This window comes from Streptomyces sp. PSU-S4-23 (assembly GCF_055632315.1).
Genome location: NZ_JBVMUU010000002.1, coordinates 8,279,594 through 8,295,086 on the forward strand (window position 1 = coordinate 8,279,594; position 15,493 = coordinate 8,295,086).

The 15,493-nt window shown below is 73.2% G+C and carries 12 protein-coding genes; 6 read left to right on the forward strand and 6 right to left on the reverse strand.

Annotated features, from left to right (window positions below):
• Positions 1-50: 50 nt before the first annotated feature.
• Complete coding sequence (locus tag ACZ79I_RS37415; RefSeq protein WP_471503879.1) at positions 51-1,322, reverse strand: STM4014 family protein; 1,272 nt, start codon at positions 1,320-1,322, stop codon at positions 51-53.
• Entirely contained in the window at positions 1,303-2,259 is a 957-nt protein-coding gene (locus tag ACZ79I_RS37420) for an STM4015 family protein (RefSeq protein WP_471503881.1), read from the reverse strand. The genes ACZ79I_RS37415 and ACZ79I_RS37420 overlap by 20 nt, the downstream gene beginning before the upstream one ends.
• A gap of 220 nt (positions 2,260-2,479) precedes the next feature.
• Between ACZ79I_RS37420 and ACZ79I_RS37425 the strand changes: the two genes are divergently transcribed.
• Together ACZ79I_RS37425 and ACZ79I_RS37430 are read left to right on the forward strand one after the other, a co-directional pair.
• Entirely contained in the window at positions 2,480-2,806 is a 327-nt protein-coding gene (locus ACZ79I_RS37425) for a hypothetical protein (RefSeq protein ID WP_471503883.1), read from the forward strand.
• Positions 2,807-2,860: 54 nt separating this feature from the next.
• Entirely contained in the window at positions 2,861-3,937 is a 1,077-nt protein-coding gene (locus ACZ79I_RS37430; protein WP_471503885.1) for a DUF6745 domain-containing protein, read from the forward strand.
• Between the two features lie 36 nt (positions 3,938-3,973).
• On the opposite strand, the gene ACZ79I_RS37435 is transcribed toward ACZ79I_RS37430, so the two are convergent.
• The 3 genes from ACZ79I_RS37435 to ACZ79I_RS37445 form a co-directional block, all read right to left on the reverse strand.
• Positions 3,974-6,841: a SpoIIE family protein phosphatase gene (locus ACZ79I_RS37435; protein WP_471503887.1), complete on the reverse strand. Its 2,868-nt coding sequence runs from the start codon at positions 6,839-6,841 to the stop codon at positions 3,974-3,976.
• A gap of 334 nt (positions 6,842-7,175) precedes the next feature.
• The gene (locus tag ACZ79I_RS37440) at positions 7,176-8,201 is read right to left on the reverse strand and encodes an SDR family oxidoreductase (RefSeq protein ID WP_471503889.1); all 1,026 of its coding nucleotides are present in this window, start codon (positions 8,199-8,201) and stop codon (positions 7,176-7,178) included.
• 60 nt (positions 8,202-8,261) lie between these two features.
• On the reverse strand, positions 8,262-8,717 hold the full coding sequence (locus tag ACZ79I_RS37445; RefSeq protein ID WP_471503891.1) for a MerR family transcriptional regulator: 456 nt from the start codon (positions 8,715-8,717) through the stop codon (positions 8,262-8,264).
• Positions 8,718-8,819: 102 nt separating this feature from the next.
• Between ACZ79I_RS37445 and lnt the strand changes: the two genes are divergently transcribed.
• From lnt to ACZ79I_RS37465, 4 genes are all read left to right on the forward strand, one after another.
• Entirely contained in the window at positions 8,820-10,481 is a 1,662-nt protein-coding gene (lnt, locus tag ACZ79I_RS37450) for an apolipoprotein N-acyltransferase (RefSeq protein ID WP_471503893.1), read from the forward strand.
• Between the two features lie 9 nt (positions 10,482-10,490).
• The gene (locus ACZ79I_RS37455; RefSeq protein ID WP_381088034.1) at positions 10,491-10,970 is read left to right on the forward strand and encodes an NUDIX hydrolase; all 480 of its coding nucleotides are present in this window, start codon (positions 10,491-10,493) and stop codon (positions 10,968-10,970) included.
• 54 nt (positions 10,971-11,024) lie between these two features.
• A complete protein-coding gene (locus tag ACZ79I_RS37460) occupies positions 11,025-11,825 on the forward strand; it encodes a 3-hydroxybutyrate dehydrogenase (protein ID WP_471503895.1) in 801 nt (266 codons plus the stop codon).
• A 68-nt stretch (positions 11,826-11,893) separates the two neighbouring features.
• Positions 11,894-13,819 (forward strand): helix-turn-helix domain-containing protein, encoded by a 1,926-nt coding sequence (locus tag ACZ79I_RS37465; RefSeq protein WP_471503897.1) that lies wholly within the window; start codon positions 11,894-11,896, stop codon positions 13,817-13,819.
• A 135-nt stretch (positions 13,820-13,954) separates the two neighbouring features.
• On the opposite strand, the gene ACZ79I_RS37470 is transcribed toward ACZ79I_RS37465, so the two are convergent.
• Positions 13,955-15,349 carry an MFS transporter gene (locus ACZ79I_RS37470; RefSeq protein WP_471503900.1) on the reverse strand — a complete coding sequence of 465 codons (1,395 nt, stop codon included), beginning with the start codon at positions 15,347-15,349 and terminating at the stop codon, positions 13,955-13,957.
• Positions 15,350-15,493: the final 144 nt, after the last annotated feature.

A 15,493-nucleotide genomic window follows, 5' to 3' on the forward strand; every position in this document is an offset into this window, starting at 1 on the left:
ACCCGGGCACACCGGGACCACCGCGCGGGGCGTGCGGCAAGGGCGTCGGCTCAGGCGCTGACATGGATGTTTCCCGTTCTGTGCTGGTGGTGCGGATCGGTCCGGCGGGCGCACGGGACGGTGCCGGGCGCAGCGGCGGTGGTGCCGCGCAGGACGGCGGCCACCTGGGCCGCGTAGGTGTCGAGCCCTTCCGCTCCGCTGCCCGGCAGTCCCGTCAGCCGGGGCAGCAGGTCGCCGAAGGCGTTGACCTCACCGACCGCGACCCGGCGCCAGCCGACGGCGGGCAGCAGGTCGACACCGACGCACAGGGTGCGCGGGAAGCAGGCCGCGGCCCGCTCGCAGACGGCGAGGACTTCGGCCCAGCGGCCGCCCGCGGTCTCGACGGCCTCCCGAGCGGCGTCGAGGTCGCCGCGGCGGCCGCCGAGGTGGAGGTTGGTCAGGGGCGAGGCGCTGGTGCGTACCACCGCGTGGGTGGCGCGGCCGTCCACGACGACGATCCGCAGGTCCGCGGCACGGCCCCGCTGGGACGCCTTGGGCAGCCAGCGCTCCAGGTGCAGGCCGTCGGGGGCCAGTGCGTCCACGATCGCCGCGATGTGCTCCTCCCGTTCGTACCGGCGTACCGCGAGGGAGTTGAACAGACGCCCGTCCGGGGCGAGTTCGACGGAGGTGGTGGCCCGGACCCGGCCGCCGCCGGACGACTCGACGGCCAGGACGCCGGACGCCGAGGAGCCGTGCGCGGGCTTGACGAACAGCCGCGGCATCCGGTGCTCGCGCATCAGGGCGCGTACGTCGTCCCAGCCGCGCACCGCCGCGCCCTCGGGCCCCGACGTGGGCGACTCGGGTACCGGCACCCCGGCCGCGGCGAGGACGGCATGGCAGCGCCGCTTGTCGAACAGCACCGCCAGGTCGTCCACGTCGTCGAGGCGGACTCCTCCCCGCAGGCCGCGCAGCGCCGTCATGAAGCGGGCGTACCAGCGGGCCGAGCCCTCGACCCTGGTGGGGTCGGGTACGCCGCGCAGCAACAGGTCGACGACGGGGTTCTCGCCGGGCGAGTCGACCCGGACGACCTCCCCGTCGTCGAAGCCGGCTCCGCCCGAACGCAGCACCCGCTCCCACGGGACGACGCGGGGCGCGGGCAGGCCGGCCGCGCGCACGGCCTCACCGAACAGGGCCACCCTGCGGTTCTCCGGGTTGCCGACGACCGCGAAACGCACGCGCGGGCCGCCGCGATCGCTGTCGTCGTCCCTGTCCGTGTCCCCGTCCGTGTGCTTGTCCCTCGGTGCCGTGGCACCGGGGCCCGTGTCACTCGCCGACGGCGACATAGCGGTGCACCGTGCCGTCGTCGTCCTGGTCCTCGTCGGCGTCGTCCGGATCGAGGTCCACATCGACGCCCGCGGGTTCGAGCGTCTCCCGTATGCGCCGCTGGAGGGGCTCGCTGATGTAGTGGTGATGCAGGTCGAGCGACGTCAGATGCGTCAGCGGCTGGCCCGCGAGCAGCGCGGCGGCGCCCTCGTCGCTCAGGGTGCCCATGGACAGGTCCAGCACGTCCAGCCGGGCGACCACCGGGGCGGCCGCGACCGCCGCGGCGACGTCGTCCTGGATCTCACTGTTGCGCAGGGCCAGGTGGCGCAGGCGCGGAAGCCGCGCACCGGACAGGATCGGTTCCAGGTCGGATGCCTCGCTGTCGGCGCCGTACCAGGAGGTGCCCAGCCACAGGTCGAGGTGTTCCAGCGCGGGCAGTTCGCTGCCGCCGATGCCGCGCACGACGCCCACGGGCAGACCGCCGGTCTCCACGGTCAGTTTGCGCAGCCCGTCGTGGCGCAGCGCGGAGAAACCCAGCCCCGTTCCCCCGCGCACGCTGAACTCCTCCAACTCCGGGAAACCGGCCAGGAGTCCGGAGACATCCGTCTGATGGATCCAGGAGATCTCACACTCCTCGAAGACGATGTCGCCGAGGAACAGCGCGCGGAGCGCGGGCAACCGGTCACGTGCCGCCAGCAGGGACTCGACCACGGCGGTCGGCGCCGTGTCGTACGCCTCCTTCCAGGCGCCGACGATGAGGGCGCGCACCCGCGTCGTGTCGACCGCGGAGCAGAAACGGGCGAACGCGTCCTCCCACTCCTCGTCGGCGTCGTATACGTCGCTGGTGACGCGCCAGGCCACGGCGCCGGCTTCGGGCAGCTCCGCCGTCACGTCGGGGCCGGGGAAAGTGAAGGCGGGGAGGCCGTACAGCTCCTCCAGGTGGCTGCCGATGGTCATGCGGACTGCTCCTGACGTGCGGTGGATACGGTTCGGGGTGGTGCCGGGCGCGGCGCTCCCGGACGCCGCGTGCGGCGCCGTCCGCGACGCGTGCAGCAGTTCTAGCAACAGCCACTGACAGTGCGCGGGGCGGGGCATCGTTCCGGACCGCTGTCAGTGGCGGCTCGTACTGTCTCGGTATGGCTGCGGTGCGCGGTGCGCCGAGCCGGAGGGGAGAACCGTGTACCGGCAGGGAGACGTGCTGATCGTGCCCGTCGCGGACGAGGCGGTACCGCCCCATGTTCCGCACGCGCAGAAGGAGCCGCGTGACCCGCGGGGCCGGCTCGTGCTGGCCCTGGGAGAGGTCACCGGCCATGCCCACGCGGTCGTCGGACCGGGTGAACTCGTGCGTGAGCCGGGGCCGTTCGGGCCGCTGCTGCTGCACCTGCCCGAGGGCGGGCGGGTCGTCCACGAGGAGCACGCGGCGATACCCCTGCCGAAGGGGTGGTACCGGGTGATCCGGCAGCGGGAGTACGTCCCGGGGTCCGTGCGGATCGTGGCCGACTGACGGCGCGGTGATCGGCTGGGTGGCGCAACAGACGAGACGAAGGGGGAGTTGACGATGTCCATGGCTCTGGAGGCGACCGGGGTGGCGACGGCCGGCGGATCCGGCGGCGACGGGGACGGGGTCCGCCCGGACACGGTGCGGCAGTGGCGGGAGTGCGCGGCGGCCGTCCGGCCCGCGGACCGGGCCACGGCGGAGGCCGGTATACGGCTGGCGTACCGGCGGGCCGGGCTGGCGGAGCCGGACCGCGTGGTCTGGGCGGGGTCGCCGAGGGAAGGCGTGACGCTGGTGCGGGGACTGGCCGACCCGGGACCGAGCGTGCGTGAGGCGGTGCGGACAGCACCGTGGGCGGCCGAACGGCGCCGTGTACACGAGGAGTTGGGCGCGGCGGGCTGGTCGGAGCACTGGTCGGCGACCGGTGGCCGGCTGTGGGACGCCACGCAGGCACTGGTCGACCGGATCCGCAGGGGCGTGCTCGACGACCTCGCCGCCGACGACCCCGGCACTGTGACCGAGGTCCGGCTGATCCTGCTGGACGCGGTACTCGGACAGCACGATGCTCCCTGGCTGGCCGCCCTCGCCGCCGACGGGCCGCCGCTCGACGGCCTGGCGCAGGTGTGCCGCAGCGCCGGCTGGTGGTGGCCGTTCGAGAAGGTGGCGGTGGTGTGCGAACGTCCCGTGGCCCTGCACCGCGACGAGGCCGGCCGGCTCGACCACGGCGGCGGGCCCGCTCTGGCCTTCCCCGACGGCTTCGCCCTGTACGCCTGGCGTGGCATGCCGGTGCCGCCCGCCTTCCTGGCGACGCTCCCCTCGCTGACACCGGAGCGGATACGGGCCGAGGAGAACGCCGAGTTGCGGCGCGTCATGCTCGAGTACTACGGCTACGACCGCTACTTGAGCGACTCCGGTGCCCGGCCCGTCCACCGGGACGAGACCGGCACCCTCTGGCGCATCGAACTGTCCGGGGACGAGCCGGTGGTGATGGTGGAGGTCCTCAACTCGACCCCGGAACCCGACGGCACCCACCGCACCTACTGGCTCCGCGTACCCCCCACGACACGGGAGGCCAGAGAGGGGGTCGCGTGGACGTTCGGCCTGCGCCCCGAGGTGTACGCACCCGTACGGGAGACATGACCGGGAGGTACGGCACCCGGCCAGCCCCGCCGGCGGTCACCGGCCCCGGTTCGCGTCGTCCGGGATGAGCTGCTCGGTCCAGATGCACTTGCCCGATTCGGTGTAGCGGGTGCCCCAGCGATGGGAGAGGGCGGCGACGAGCTGGAGACCACGGCCTCCCTCGTCGGTGGCGCCGGCGCGGCGGACATGGGGGGTGGTCAGACTGGAGTCGGAGACCTCGCAGATGAGGGTGCGGCTGCGGAGCAGCCGCAGCTGGATGGGGCCCTTGGCGTGGCGGATGACGTTGCCGATGAGTTCGCTGGCGAGCAGTTCGGTGGTCATGGTGAGCTCGTCCAGACCCCACACGCCCAGCCGCTCGCGGATGAGCCGGCGGGCCTGGCCGGCGGCGACGGGGTCGTCGGGAAGGCTCCAGAGGGCGATGTCCTCGGGCCTGAGGCGGTGCACACGGGTCATCAGCAGGACCGCGTCATCGTCCGAGCTGCCCTCGGGGAGCAGGGCGGCGGTGACCAGGTCGCTGAGGGCGTCGAGGTCTTCCTGCTGGCCGGAACCGGTGGTGGACAGGGCGTGGGCGAGGCGGCCCATGCCGAGATCGAGGTCCCGGTTGACCCCTCCGACCAGGCCGTCGGTGTAGAGGACCAGCACGCCACCGTCGGTCAGGCGGCAGCTGGCGGTGATGAACGGCGGGACCGCGGACCCGAGGGGCGGGTTGGGGGCGGTGGGGAAGAAGGAGACGGTGCCGTCGGGAAGGACGGCGGCGGGCGGCGGATGGCCCGCGTTGGCGTAGCAGAACTCCCCGGTGACGGGGTCGTAGATGCCGTACACGCAGGTGGCGAAGCGGTCGTTGCCCAGGTCGCCGACGATGTCGTTGAGGCGGGCCAGCAGGTCCTCGGGGGGCAGTTCGAGGTGGGCGAGGGTGCGCACCGCCGTACGCAGGCGTCCCATGGCGGCGGCTTCGGGCAGCCCGTGGCCCATGACGTCGCCGACGACCAGGGCGACCCGGTCCGCGGACAGGGGGATGACGTCGTACCAGTCGCCGCCGATCTCGGCCCCCTGTCCGGCGGGCAGATAGCGGGCGGCGGCGGTGACCGCGGGCAGCGAGGGCAGTTCCCGGGGGAGCAGGCCGCGCTGGAGCTCGCGGGCGCGGGTGGTGGCCGAGTCGTACAGCCGGGCCCGCCCCAGGGCCTGGGCGACCAGGCCGCTCACGGCGTTCAGCAGCGTGTGATCGTCCTCGTCGAAGCTGCGTGACCCGGTCCACGAGATGGTGAGGCCGCCGATGGGGTGGCCCGAGACGATCAGCGGCAGGAAGGCCAGGGTCTCCTGCGGCATACCGGCCGCGAAGTCGGCCAGCTTCGGGTAGCGGGTGGCGAAGTCCTTCTGCGTCGTGGTGAACACCGGGGCGCGGGTCTGGATCGCCTCGCCCACGGGAGTGGCGGCGGTCGGCGTGGTGGGCGGCGGGCCGTGGAAGCGTTCCAGGGGGCCGGGCGGAAAGCGGTTCAGGAAATCGGGTGGAAGTCCGACGGAGCCGACGACGCCGAGGTGGCCGTCCTCCACTGCCGTGATCAGCATTCCGGTGGCGTCGAAGAACGGCAGCGCCGTCTCGGCGACGGCGTTCACCACGTCCTGGGCGGTGACCGTCTCGGTGAGGGTCCGGGTGATCGCGGAGACGAAGGAGGCCCGCTCGGCGGCGGCCCGGTCGGCTTCCTCACGCCGGTGTTTCTCCGTGACGTCGGTGATGTAGAGGGCGAGCCCGTCGGGGCTGGGGATGAGCCGCAGATGGCTCCAGCGACCGTCGGCCGGCAGCGGCGCGTCGTGTTCGGCGGGCCCGCCCGCGGCGGCGGCCTCGCGGCACCAGCCCGCAAGGCGTGGTACCCCGCACACGGCCGGTACCTCCCACAGGAACCGGCCCAGCAGGCACTGGGCGGGGCCGAGCACGCGCTCGGCCGCCGCGTTGACGAACCGGATCCGCCCGTCACTCGTGGCGGATAGGAACCCGTCGCTCATGTGCAGCAGGGCACGGCCCACCGACTCCAGCGAGGCGTGGGCCTCGGTGACGTTCCAGGCGACCCCGGCCATGCCGGCCGGTTCCCCGCCCTCCCCGGAGACGGTGTGGCCGCGGCTGCGCATCCAGGAGTAGCCGCCGTCCGTGCCACGCACTCGGTACTCGATGTCGAACAGACCGCGGGCGCGGATGGTCCGGTCGGCCTCCGCCACCACCCAGGACAGGTCGTCGGGGTGAATGTGGGTGGCCAGGGATTCGATCGTGTAGGCGAAGTCTCCGCGGTCGATGCCCATCGCGTCGAGCAGGTCCGCGTCCACTTTCATGTCCCCGCTGCGCAGATCCCACTCCCAGTTCCCTCCGGCCGCGGACTCGGGCACTCTGTCCCGGCCCGGTCCCGACTCCTGCAGCAGCGCGGGCAGCACGCCTTCCGGGCCGGGCGGTGCCAGCCGCAGCCGACTCCCCGCCCACCGGGCCACCTCCAGGAGGAACGTCTGCTGGGCGGCTACGGGTGCGCGGTGGCCGGACACGAGGACGGACAGGGTGCCGAGGGTGCCTTCCGGGCCGGGAATCGGCACCGCTGCCACCCCGGCGTCCGGTGGGACTCCGGGGGCAGGGGGGACGGTGGGCGCGCGGCGGCCGAACGCCTGCTCGGGCACGGCGGCCGCGGGTGAGAAGGCGGCCGTGTTCCGCTGTGTGGCCCGGGCGGGGGCCGCCGGGCCGTCCTCGGAGATGTTCTCCCAGAGCCGGGTGTACGCCGGGGGCAGGCCGCTGCTCGCCACCAGCCGCAGCCCTCGGGTGATGTCCCGCACGCGTATGTGGGCCATGCCGCCCAGCGCTCCGAGCTCGGCCGTCGCCTGCTGCAGGGCGAACTGCAGCATCTGGGCGTCCCCCAGATGGTCGTCCATGGCATCGAGGAGGCGCAGCCGGTCGGCCCGAACGCGATCAGGCCCTTCCCGGAGGTCTTCGCGATGTGCGGCTTGCGCGGCCATGCTGGACTCCCGATCGGTCCTCTCCCGACACGCCAGGCACGCTCACCCGGCGACCAAGGATCCCGGCCGGTCGGTGATCACCGGGCATGTCTGGGACATACTTCACCATAACGTCGTATCCAGGGCGGGTGCGAACAGCGTGGGGCCTCCCCCGGGGGGCCTCCCCGGGGCCTTCGCGGACGAGGACGTGCTGCTCGACCTGCGCCGTACACGGCCTGGCACCCTCCTCGTGCCGTGGTGCACTCGCCGGCTAGGGGGCGACCGGGTCCCGGCCGTCCACCAGGCCCAGGCGGAAGAGGCTCTCGGCGGTGTCGACGATGGTTGTCGCCGCGTCGCGCGGCGCCCAGCCCAGCACGGAGCGCGCCTTGCCGGTGTCCAGACGGGGAACCTCGCCCAGCCGGCCGGCCGTCTCCCGCAGCGCGGGGTCGGTGCGGGCCGCCTCACGGACCTGCTCGGCGCTCAGTTCCACGGTCGGCACACGTGCGGCCCGTTCACCGAGGCCGTCGGCCAGTATGCGGGCCATCTGCAGGAAACTGATCGCCTCGCCGCTGCCGGCCAGGAAACGCTCGCCGGCCGCGGCGGGGTGCGTCATGGCGCGCAGGTGCAGTTCGGCGACGTCGCGGACGTCCACCACACCGAAGTACACGGGCGGGACGGCCGGTACAGCCCCCTCCAGCATCGCCTTGACGAAGCCGATCGAGGCGGAGAGCCGGGGGCCGAGCACGGGCCCGAAGATCCCGCTCGGATTGACGACCGCCAGTTCCAGGCCGTCCCCTTCGGCGGCGACGAAGTCCCAGGCCGCCCGTTCGGCGATGGTCTTGGACCTGACGTAGGCGCTGTTGTCGTCGGCCGGGTCGGTCCAGTCGGTCTCGTCGTACCTGCCGCTCGCCTTGCGGCTGTAACCCACCGCGGCGAACGACGAGGTCAGCACCACGCGCCGCACACCGCCCCGCCGCGCGGACCGCAGCACCCGCAGTGCGCCGTCCCGCGCCGGGACGATCACATCGTCGTCATGGGCGGGCCGGCCGCCGGGGAACGGCGACGCCACATGCAGGACGTGGGCGCAGCCCGCGACCGCGTCGTCCCACCCGTCGTCCGCCGCCAGGTCGGCGTGGACGATCTCCAGCCTCCCGTCCGGGTCGACACCGTCGACCTCCAGCGCGGCCCGCACGTCCGCCGCGCGGTCGGGCGACCGCACCGTGGTGCGCACCCGGTGGCCCTCCCGCAGCAGGAGGGCTACCGAGTGCGATCCCAGGTACCCATTGCCGCCGGTCACCAGAACAAGATCATTGTCAGCTTGCTGTTTCACGTCGTTCCCACGTATGTCGATGAGTCTTCAGCGGAGCTCGCGCATGACCGGCACGATCTCCTCCACCGCACGGCGTTCGGCCGCCGTGTCGCCGCGCTCACGCGCGTCCCACAGATCGGCCTTGAGCTGCAGATAGCGCAGCCGGACCCGCATGCGCTCCATCTCCTGGGCGACCCGGTCGGCGTTGCGCCGGAACAGCTCGCGCAGCTGTCCGGCCGACCCGTCCTCCTCGGCCAGATGCCGGAGGTAGGCCCGCATGTCCTGCACGCTCACCCCGGTCGCCCGCAGACACCCGAGCGCCTCGATGGTCTCCACCGCGGTGGCGCTGTAGCGGCGGTGACCACTGCTCTCGTCCCGGTCCACCGGGTCGATGAGGCCGATCTTCTCGTAGTAGCGCAGTGTCGGCTCCGACAGACCGCTGAGCCTGGACACCTCCTGGATCGTCATCGGGGAGGCGTCCGCACCCCTCTGTGTCGCTGCCATGCAATCGAGTCTCGGACACTTCAAGCGCTTGAAGTCAAGCCGGCCGGGGCGCCGGACCGGCGGCGCTGTCGGGGCCATGGTCACGCGCCGTAGACTCCCCGGGTGACTGTCAGCACAACTTCCGTGGGCGAGCCGGAACTGCTCGAACCCGGCGTCGCACCCGCGCCTCGCGGTGCCCGCCGCATACGCAGCCTCGTTCCGGCCCTCGCCGCGTCGCTCTCCGGAGTGCTGCTCTACGTCAGTTTTCCGCCCCGTACCGTGTGGTGGCTGGCCCTCCCGGCCTTCGCCGTCTTCGGCTGGACGCTGCGCGACCGCACCTGGAGGGCGGCCCTCGGCCTCGGTTACCTGTTCGGCCTGGGCTTCCTGCTGCCGCTGCTGGTGTGGACCGGTGTCGAGGTCGGCTCCGGCCCGTGGCTCGCGCTCGTCGCGGTGGAGGCGGTCTTCGTCGCGCTCGTCGGCGCGGGCGTCGCGCTGGTGTCCCGGCTGCCCGCCTGGCCGGTGTGGGCAGCGGCGGTGTGGATCGCGGGAGAGGCGGCACGCGCGCGTGTGCCGTTCGGCGGCTTCCCGTGGGGGAAGATCGCCTTCGGGCAGGCGGACGGCGTGTTCCTGCCGCTCGCGGCGGTGGGCGGCACCCCCGTGCTCGGTTTCGCGGTCGTGCTGTGCGGGTTCGGGCTGTACGAGATCGTTCGCCTGGTCGTGGACGGCCGGCGCACCGGGGGCATGCCACGGCGCGGGGCGGCCGTCGCTGCGCTGCTGAGCGTCGCCGTTCCCGTGGCGGGCGCGGCCGCCGCGCGCACCCTGGTCAGCGACGAGGCGGAGAACGGCACCGCGACCGTCGCGGTCGTCCAGGGCAACGTGCCGCGCTCCGGACTCGAGTTCAACGCCCAGCGGCGCGCGGTTCTCGACCACCACGCGCGCGAGACCGAGCGCCTGGCCGCGAAGGTCAGGGCCGGCACGGTCCCGCGGCCCGACCTCGTACTGTGGCCCGAGAACTCCTCCGACATCGACCCGTTCGCCAACCCGGACGCCGCCGCCGTGATCAGCCGGGCCGCGAGGGCGATCGGCGTGCCCGTGTCGGTCGGCGGTGTCGTCGAGCGCGACGGCAGGCTCTACAACGAGCAGATCCTGTGGGACCCCCGGAAGGGACCCGTCGACACCTACGACAAGCGGCAGGTGCAGCCCTTCGGCGAGTACCTCCCGCTGCGCTCGCTGCTCGGTGTCATCAACAAGAACTGGACGTCGATGGTCCGCCAGGACTTCAGCCGCGGGCACAAGCCCGGCGTGTTCACCATGGCGGACGCCAAGGTGGGTCTCGTCACCTGCTACGAGGCCGCCTTCGACTGGACGGTGCGCACGACCGTGACCGACGGCGCGCAGCTGATCTCGGTGCCCAGCAACAACGCGACCTTCGACCGCAGCGAGATGACCTACCAGCAGCTCGCCATGTCGCGCGTCCGGGCGGTGGAGCACAGCCGTACCGTCACCGTGCCGGTGACCAGCGGCGTCAGCGCCGTCATCATGCCGGACGGGAGGATCACCCAGCGCACGGCGATGTTCGTGGCCGACTCCCTCGTCCAGAAGGTCCCGCTGCGCTCCTCCGAGACGCCCGCCACGCGGCTCGGCGTCCTGCCCGAGGAGGTCCTGGTGCTGGTCGCGGCGGGCGGCCTCGGCTGGGCGGTGTCAGCGTCGGTCCGCCGCCGTCGTGGGCGCGGTGCCGGGGACGTCCGTCTCGATGACGAGGGGGCCGTGGAACCGGCCCGCTAGGGTCGCCCCATGGCTACTCCCGAATTCATCCGAGCGGTCCGGGCCTTCGCCGGTCATCAGCTGCTGCTGCTCCCGGGTGTCACCGCCGTCGTCTTCGACGACGAGGGCCGAGTGCTGCTCGGGCGCCGCTCCGACACCGGCAGATGGTCGCTGATCGGCGGCATCCCGGAGCCGGGGGAGCAGCCGGCGGCCTGTGTCGTGCGAGAGGTGTACGAGGAGACGGCCGTACGGTGCGTCGCCGACCGGGTCGTCCTCGTCCAGGCGCTGGACCCGGTGACGTACCCGAACCGGGATCAGTGCCAGTACATGGACATCACCTTCCGCTGCCGGGCCGTCGGCGGCGAGGCGCGCGTCAACGACGACGAGTCGCTGGAGGTCGGCTGGTTCGCGGTGGACGCGCTGCCGGAGCTGCACCGGTTCGGACGGTTCCGGATCAAGCAGGCGCTCTTGGAAGCACCCACATGGTTCGACCCCACGAATCCACTATGAAGTATGGGTGGTGACCATATGTGGTGGGGCATGAGCGCTGCCTAGGGTCATCGCATGACCGTGCCCCCCTCCCACCCGAGCCCCCTCGCCGCCCCCCTCGACCTGGGCGGTCGCACCGCGCTCGTCACCGGCGCCGCCGGTGGCATCGGCCGCGCCTGCGCGCTGCGGCTGGCCGCCGCAGGCGCCAAGGTGAGAGCGGTCGACCGGGACGCCGCCGGGCTCGACGCCCTCGCCGGCGCGGCCCACGGCCTGCCGGGCACCGTCGAGCCGCACGTTCTGGACCTCACCGACCTGGACGCGGCCGAGCTCGCCGCCGCCGGCACCGACGTCCTGGTCAACAACGCCGGGCTCCAACTGGTGCGGCCGATCGAGGAGTACCCGCCCGACGTCTTCCACACCGTCCTGACCGTGATGCTGGAAGCCCCGTTCCGGCTCATGCGCGGGGCGCTGCCCCATATGTACGGGCAGGGCTGGGGCCGCATCGTCAACGTGTCGTCGGTCCACGGGCTGCGCGCCTCCGCCTTCAAGTCGGCGTACGTCGCCGCCAAGCACGGGCTCGAAGGGCTGTCGAAGACCGCCGCCCTGGAAGGAGCCCCCCACGGCGTCACATCGAACTGTGTGAACCCGGCCTATGTGCGTACCCCCCTGGTCGAGAAGCAGCTGGCCGACCAGGCGCGGGCGCACGGGATTCCCGAGGAGCGCGTGCTGTCCGAGGTGCTGCTCCAGGACAGCGCCGTCAAACGGCTGATCGAGCCGGAGGAGGTCGCCGAGGCGGTGGCCTACCTGTGCAGTCCGCAGGCGTCCTTCGTGACCGGTGCCTCGCTGGTCCTCGACGGTGGCTGGACCGCGCACTGAGCGGCGACGTCCCACGAGTTGTCCACAGGCCTGGCGGGCACGGCCCCGTCGTGGGCCATCCTGGGGGCATGTCTCGCGATCACGTACAGTCCGCGGAGCGCCCCGGCACCGGTGCCGAGGCGCCGTTCCTGGAACTCCTGGCCCGGGGCGCGTCGGCCGACGCATACGAGCAGCCGGTGCTGCTCGCCCGCGCCGAGGGCCTGCCCGCCGAGCGCATCGGCGCCCTGGAGGAGGCCAGACGGCTGGCGTTGCGCGTGCGCGCGGAGATGGAAGGCCGACGCCGCCGCGAGGCGGAGCTGTCCGCCCTTTTCGAGACCGCCCACGACCTGGCGGGGCTGCGTGACCTCGACGCCGTCCTGCCCGCGATCGTGCAGCGCGCCCGGTCGCTGCTGAGCACCGACGTGGCGTATCTGACCCTGCACGACGAGGCCGCGGGCGACACCTACATGAGGGTCACCGAGGGCTCGGTCGCCGCGCGCTTCCAGCAGCTCAGGCTCGGCATGGGGGAGGGGCTCGGCGGCCTCGTCGCCCAGACCGCCCGCCCCTACGTGACACCCGACTACTTCGAGGACGACCGCTTCCAGCACACCCGGACGATCGACACGGGCGTGCGCGACGAGGGGCTGGTGGCGATCCTCGGCGTGCCCCTGATGATCGGCCCTCAGGTCATCGGGGTCCTGTTCGCCGCGGACCGGCGGGCCCGGGTCTTCGAGCGGGAGGAGATCGCGCTCCTCGGCTCGTTCGCCGCCCTGGCCGCCGCGGCCATCGACACCGCGAACCTGCTCACCGAGACGCGTTCGGCCCTGGACCGGCTCGCCCGCGCCAACGAGATCATCCGCGACCGCAGCGCGGTGATCGAGCGTGCCTCGGAGGTCCACGACCGGCTCGCCGAACTTGTCCTGCGCGGCGGCGGCGTCCACGACGTGGCCGCCGCCGTCTCCCAGGTCCTCGACGGCACCGTCGAGTTCGCCGAGGCGGACTCCGCCCCGTCCTCGGCCCTGGAGGCGTCCCGCGCCGAGGGCCACGCCGTGCGGCACGGCCGCGACTGGGTCGCCGCCGTGGCGGCCGGCGGAGAACTGCTCGGCGCGCTGGTCCTGCGCGGACATCCCGGGCTCGACCCCGTGGACCAGCGCACGCTGGAGCGTGCGGCGACGGTCACCTCCCTGCTCCTGCTCGCCCGCCGCTCGGCGGCCGAGGCCGAGCAGCGCGTCCGCGGTGAGCTGCTGGACGACCTCCTCGACGTCCGCGACCGGGACCCGAGGCTGCTGCGCGAGCGGGCCGCCCGGCTGCGTGCCGATCTCGACGCCACCCATGTGGTGCTGGCCGCCCGCCTCGACACGGCGACCGGAGACGCCGCCCAGGAGGCGGACGCACGCAGGCGCCTGTGGTCCGCAGCCTCCCACCTCGCGGCCACCCGGCAGGGGCTCGCCGCCGCCCGCGACGGAGGCACGGTTCTGCTGCTGCCCCTCGACCCGGGCGACACGGCTACGGAGCTGGCCCGCCGCACCGCCCGCCAGCTCGGCACGGCCGTGCACGAGGAGGTCACCGTCGGCGCCTCCGCACCCGTGCGGGACCTCGCCGCCCGTCCGGACGCAGTCGCCGCGGCCTACGCCGAGGGACAGCGGTGCCTGGACGCCCTGCGCCTGCTGGGCCGCGCCGGGGACGGGGCCGCCGCCGACGACTTCGGTTTCCTCGGGCTGCTGCTCGCCGGGGACCGCGACATCGCCGGCTATGTACGGCGCACGATCGGCCAGGTCATCGCCTATGACGAACGGCGCGGCACCGATCTGGTCCGCACCCTCGACGCCTACTTCTCCTGCGGGATGAGCCCGGCGCGCACCAAGGACGAGCTGCACGTCCATGTGAACACGGTGGCGCAGCGCCTGGAGCGGGTGGGCCGGCTGCTCGGCGACGACTGGCAGAGCCCGGCCCGCGCCCTGGAGATACAACTGGCGTTGCGCCTGCACCGGCTGTCGGCGACGACCCGGCACTGACCGGGACGCCGTACCGGACCGGACGCCTGGCAGCCGGGGACGGGGCCTCGTGCTGCCCACCGGCGGGGACACCCGCCGCGACACGCGTGCCGGCCCCGTGCACGCACGCGCACGGGGCCACTCACGGACCGCGTCTCAGACGGTGCGCGCATCCGCCGCGTGCGCCCCCGCCGGTTCCGCGTCCGGCTCGGACTCCACCCGGGCCAGATCGCGGTGCCGGGTCTCCTCCGCGACGCCCACCGCGACCAGGGTCAGCACGGCCGCCGCGATCACGTACAGGGCGATCGGCGTCGAGCTGCCGTAGTCGGACAGCAGCGCGGTCGCGATCAGCGGGGCGGGCGCGCCGGCCGCCACCGAGGCGAACTGGGCGCCGATGGACGCACCCGAGTAGCGCATGCGGGTCGCGAACATCTCGGAGAAGAAGGCCGCCTGGGGCGCGTACATCGCCCCGTGCAGCACCAGACCGACCGTCACGGCGAGGACCAGGCTGCCGAAGCCGCCCGTGTCGATCAGCGAGAAGAAGGGGAACATCCACAGGCCGATCCCGGCCGCGCCCAGCAGATAGACGGGCCGGCGCCCGATCCGGTCGGAGAGCGCGCCCCACGCCGGGATCACGGCGAAGTGCACGGCGGAGGCGATCAGCACGGCGTTGAGGGCGGTCTGCTTGGAGACGTCGGCCTGCGTGGTGGCGTAGACGAGGATGAAGGCGGTGATCACGTAGTAGCTGATGTTCTCCGCCATGCGTGCGCCCATGGCCACCAGGACGTCCCGCCAGTGGTGGCGCAGCACGGAGACCAGTGGCAGCTTCTCCGCGGCGGCGTCCGTGGCCGCCTTGCGGGCCTCAGCCTGCTCCAGGGCCTGCTGGAACACGGGCGACTCGTCGACGGACAGACGGATCCACAGACCGACGACCACCAGCACGCCGGACAGGAGGAACGGGATGCGCCAGCCCCATGAGCCGAACGCGCTGTCCGAGAGGACGGCGGTCAGCAGCGACAGCACACCCGTGGCCAGGAGCTGCCCGGCGGGCGCGCCGGTCTGCGGCCAGGAGGCCCAGAAGCCGCGCCGCCGCGCGTCGCCGTGCTCCGACACGAGCAGGACGGCGCCGCCCCACTCGCCGCCGAGCGCGAAGCCCTGCACCAGGCGCAGTGTCGTGAGCAGGACCGGAGCGGCGGTGCCGACCGTCGCGTGGGTGGGCAGCAGACCGATCGCGAAGGTCGCCCCGCCCATCAGCAGCAGGCTCAGCACCAGCAGCTTCTTGCGCCCCAGCCGGTCGCCGTAGTGCCCGAAGACCAGCGCGCCGAGCGGACGCGCCGCGAACCCGACCGCGTAGGTGAGGAACGACAGCAGCGTGCCGACCAGCGGGTCGGAGCCCGGGAAGAACAGCTTGTTGAAGACGAGCGCGGCGGCGGATCCGTAGAGGAAGAAGTCGTACCACTCGATGGTGGTGCCGATGAGGCTGGCGGCGACGATGCGGGGCAGGTTCGCGGGGGCCGGGGACGTCGGTGGAGCGGGTGCTGCGGAGGCCATGTGCGCCACTTCCTCGTGTGCGGTGGGGACGGGTACGTGTCGGCACACGGTAGGAAGACGCAGGTCGGGCGCACATGTGGTGGAGCTATATAGTTCGCCAGCGGGGTGTAAGCGCAGCCCCTATATCGGCCTCCGGATGCGCGG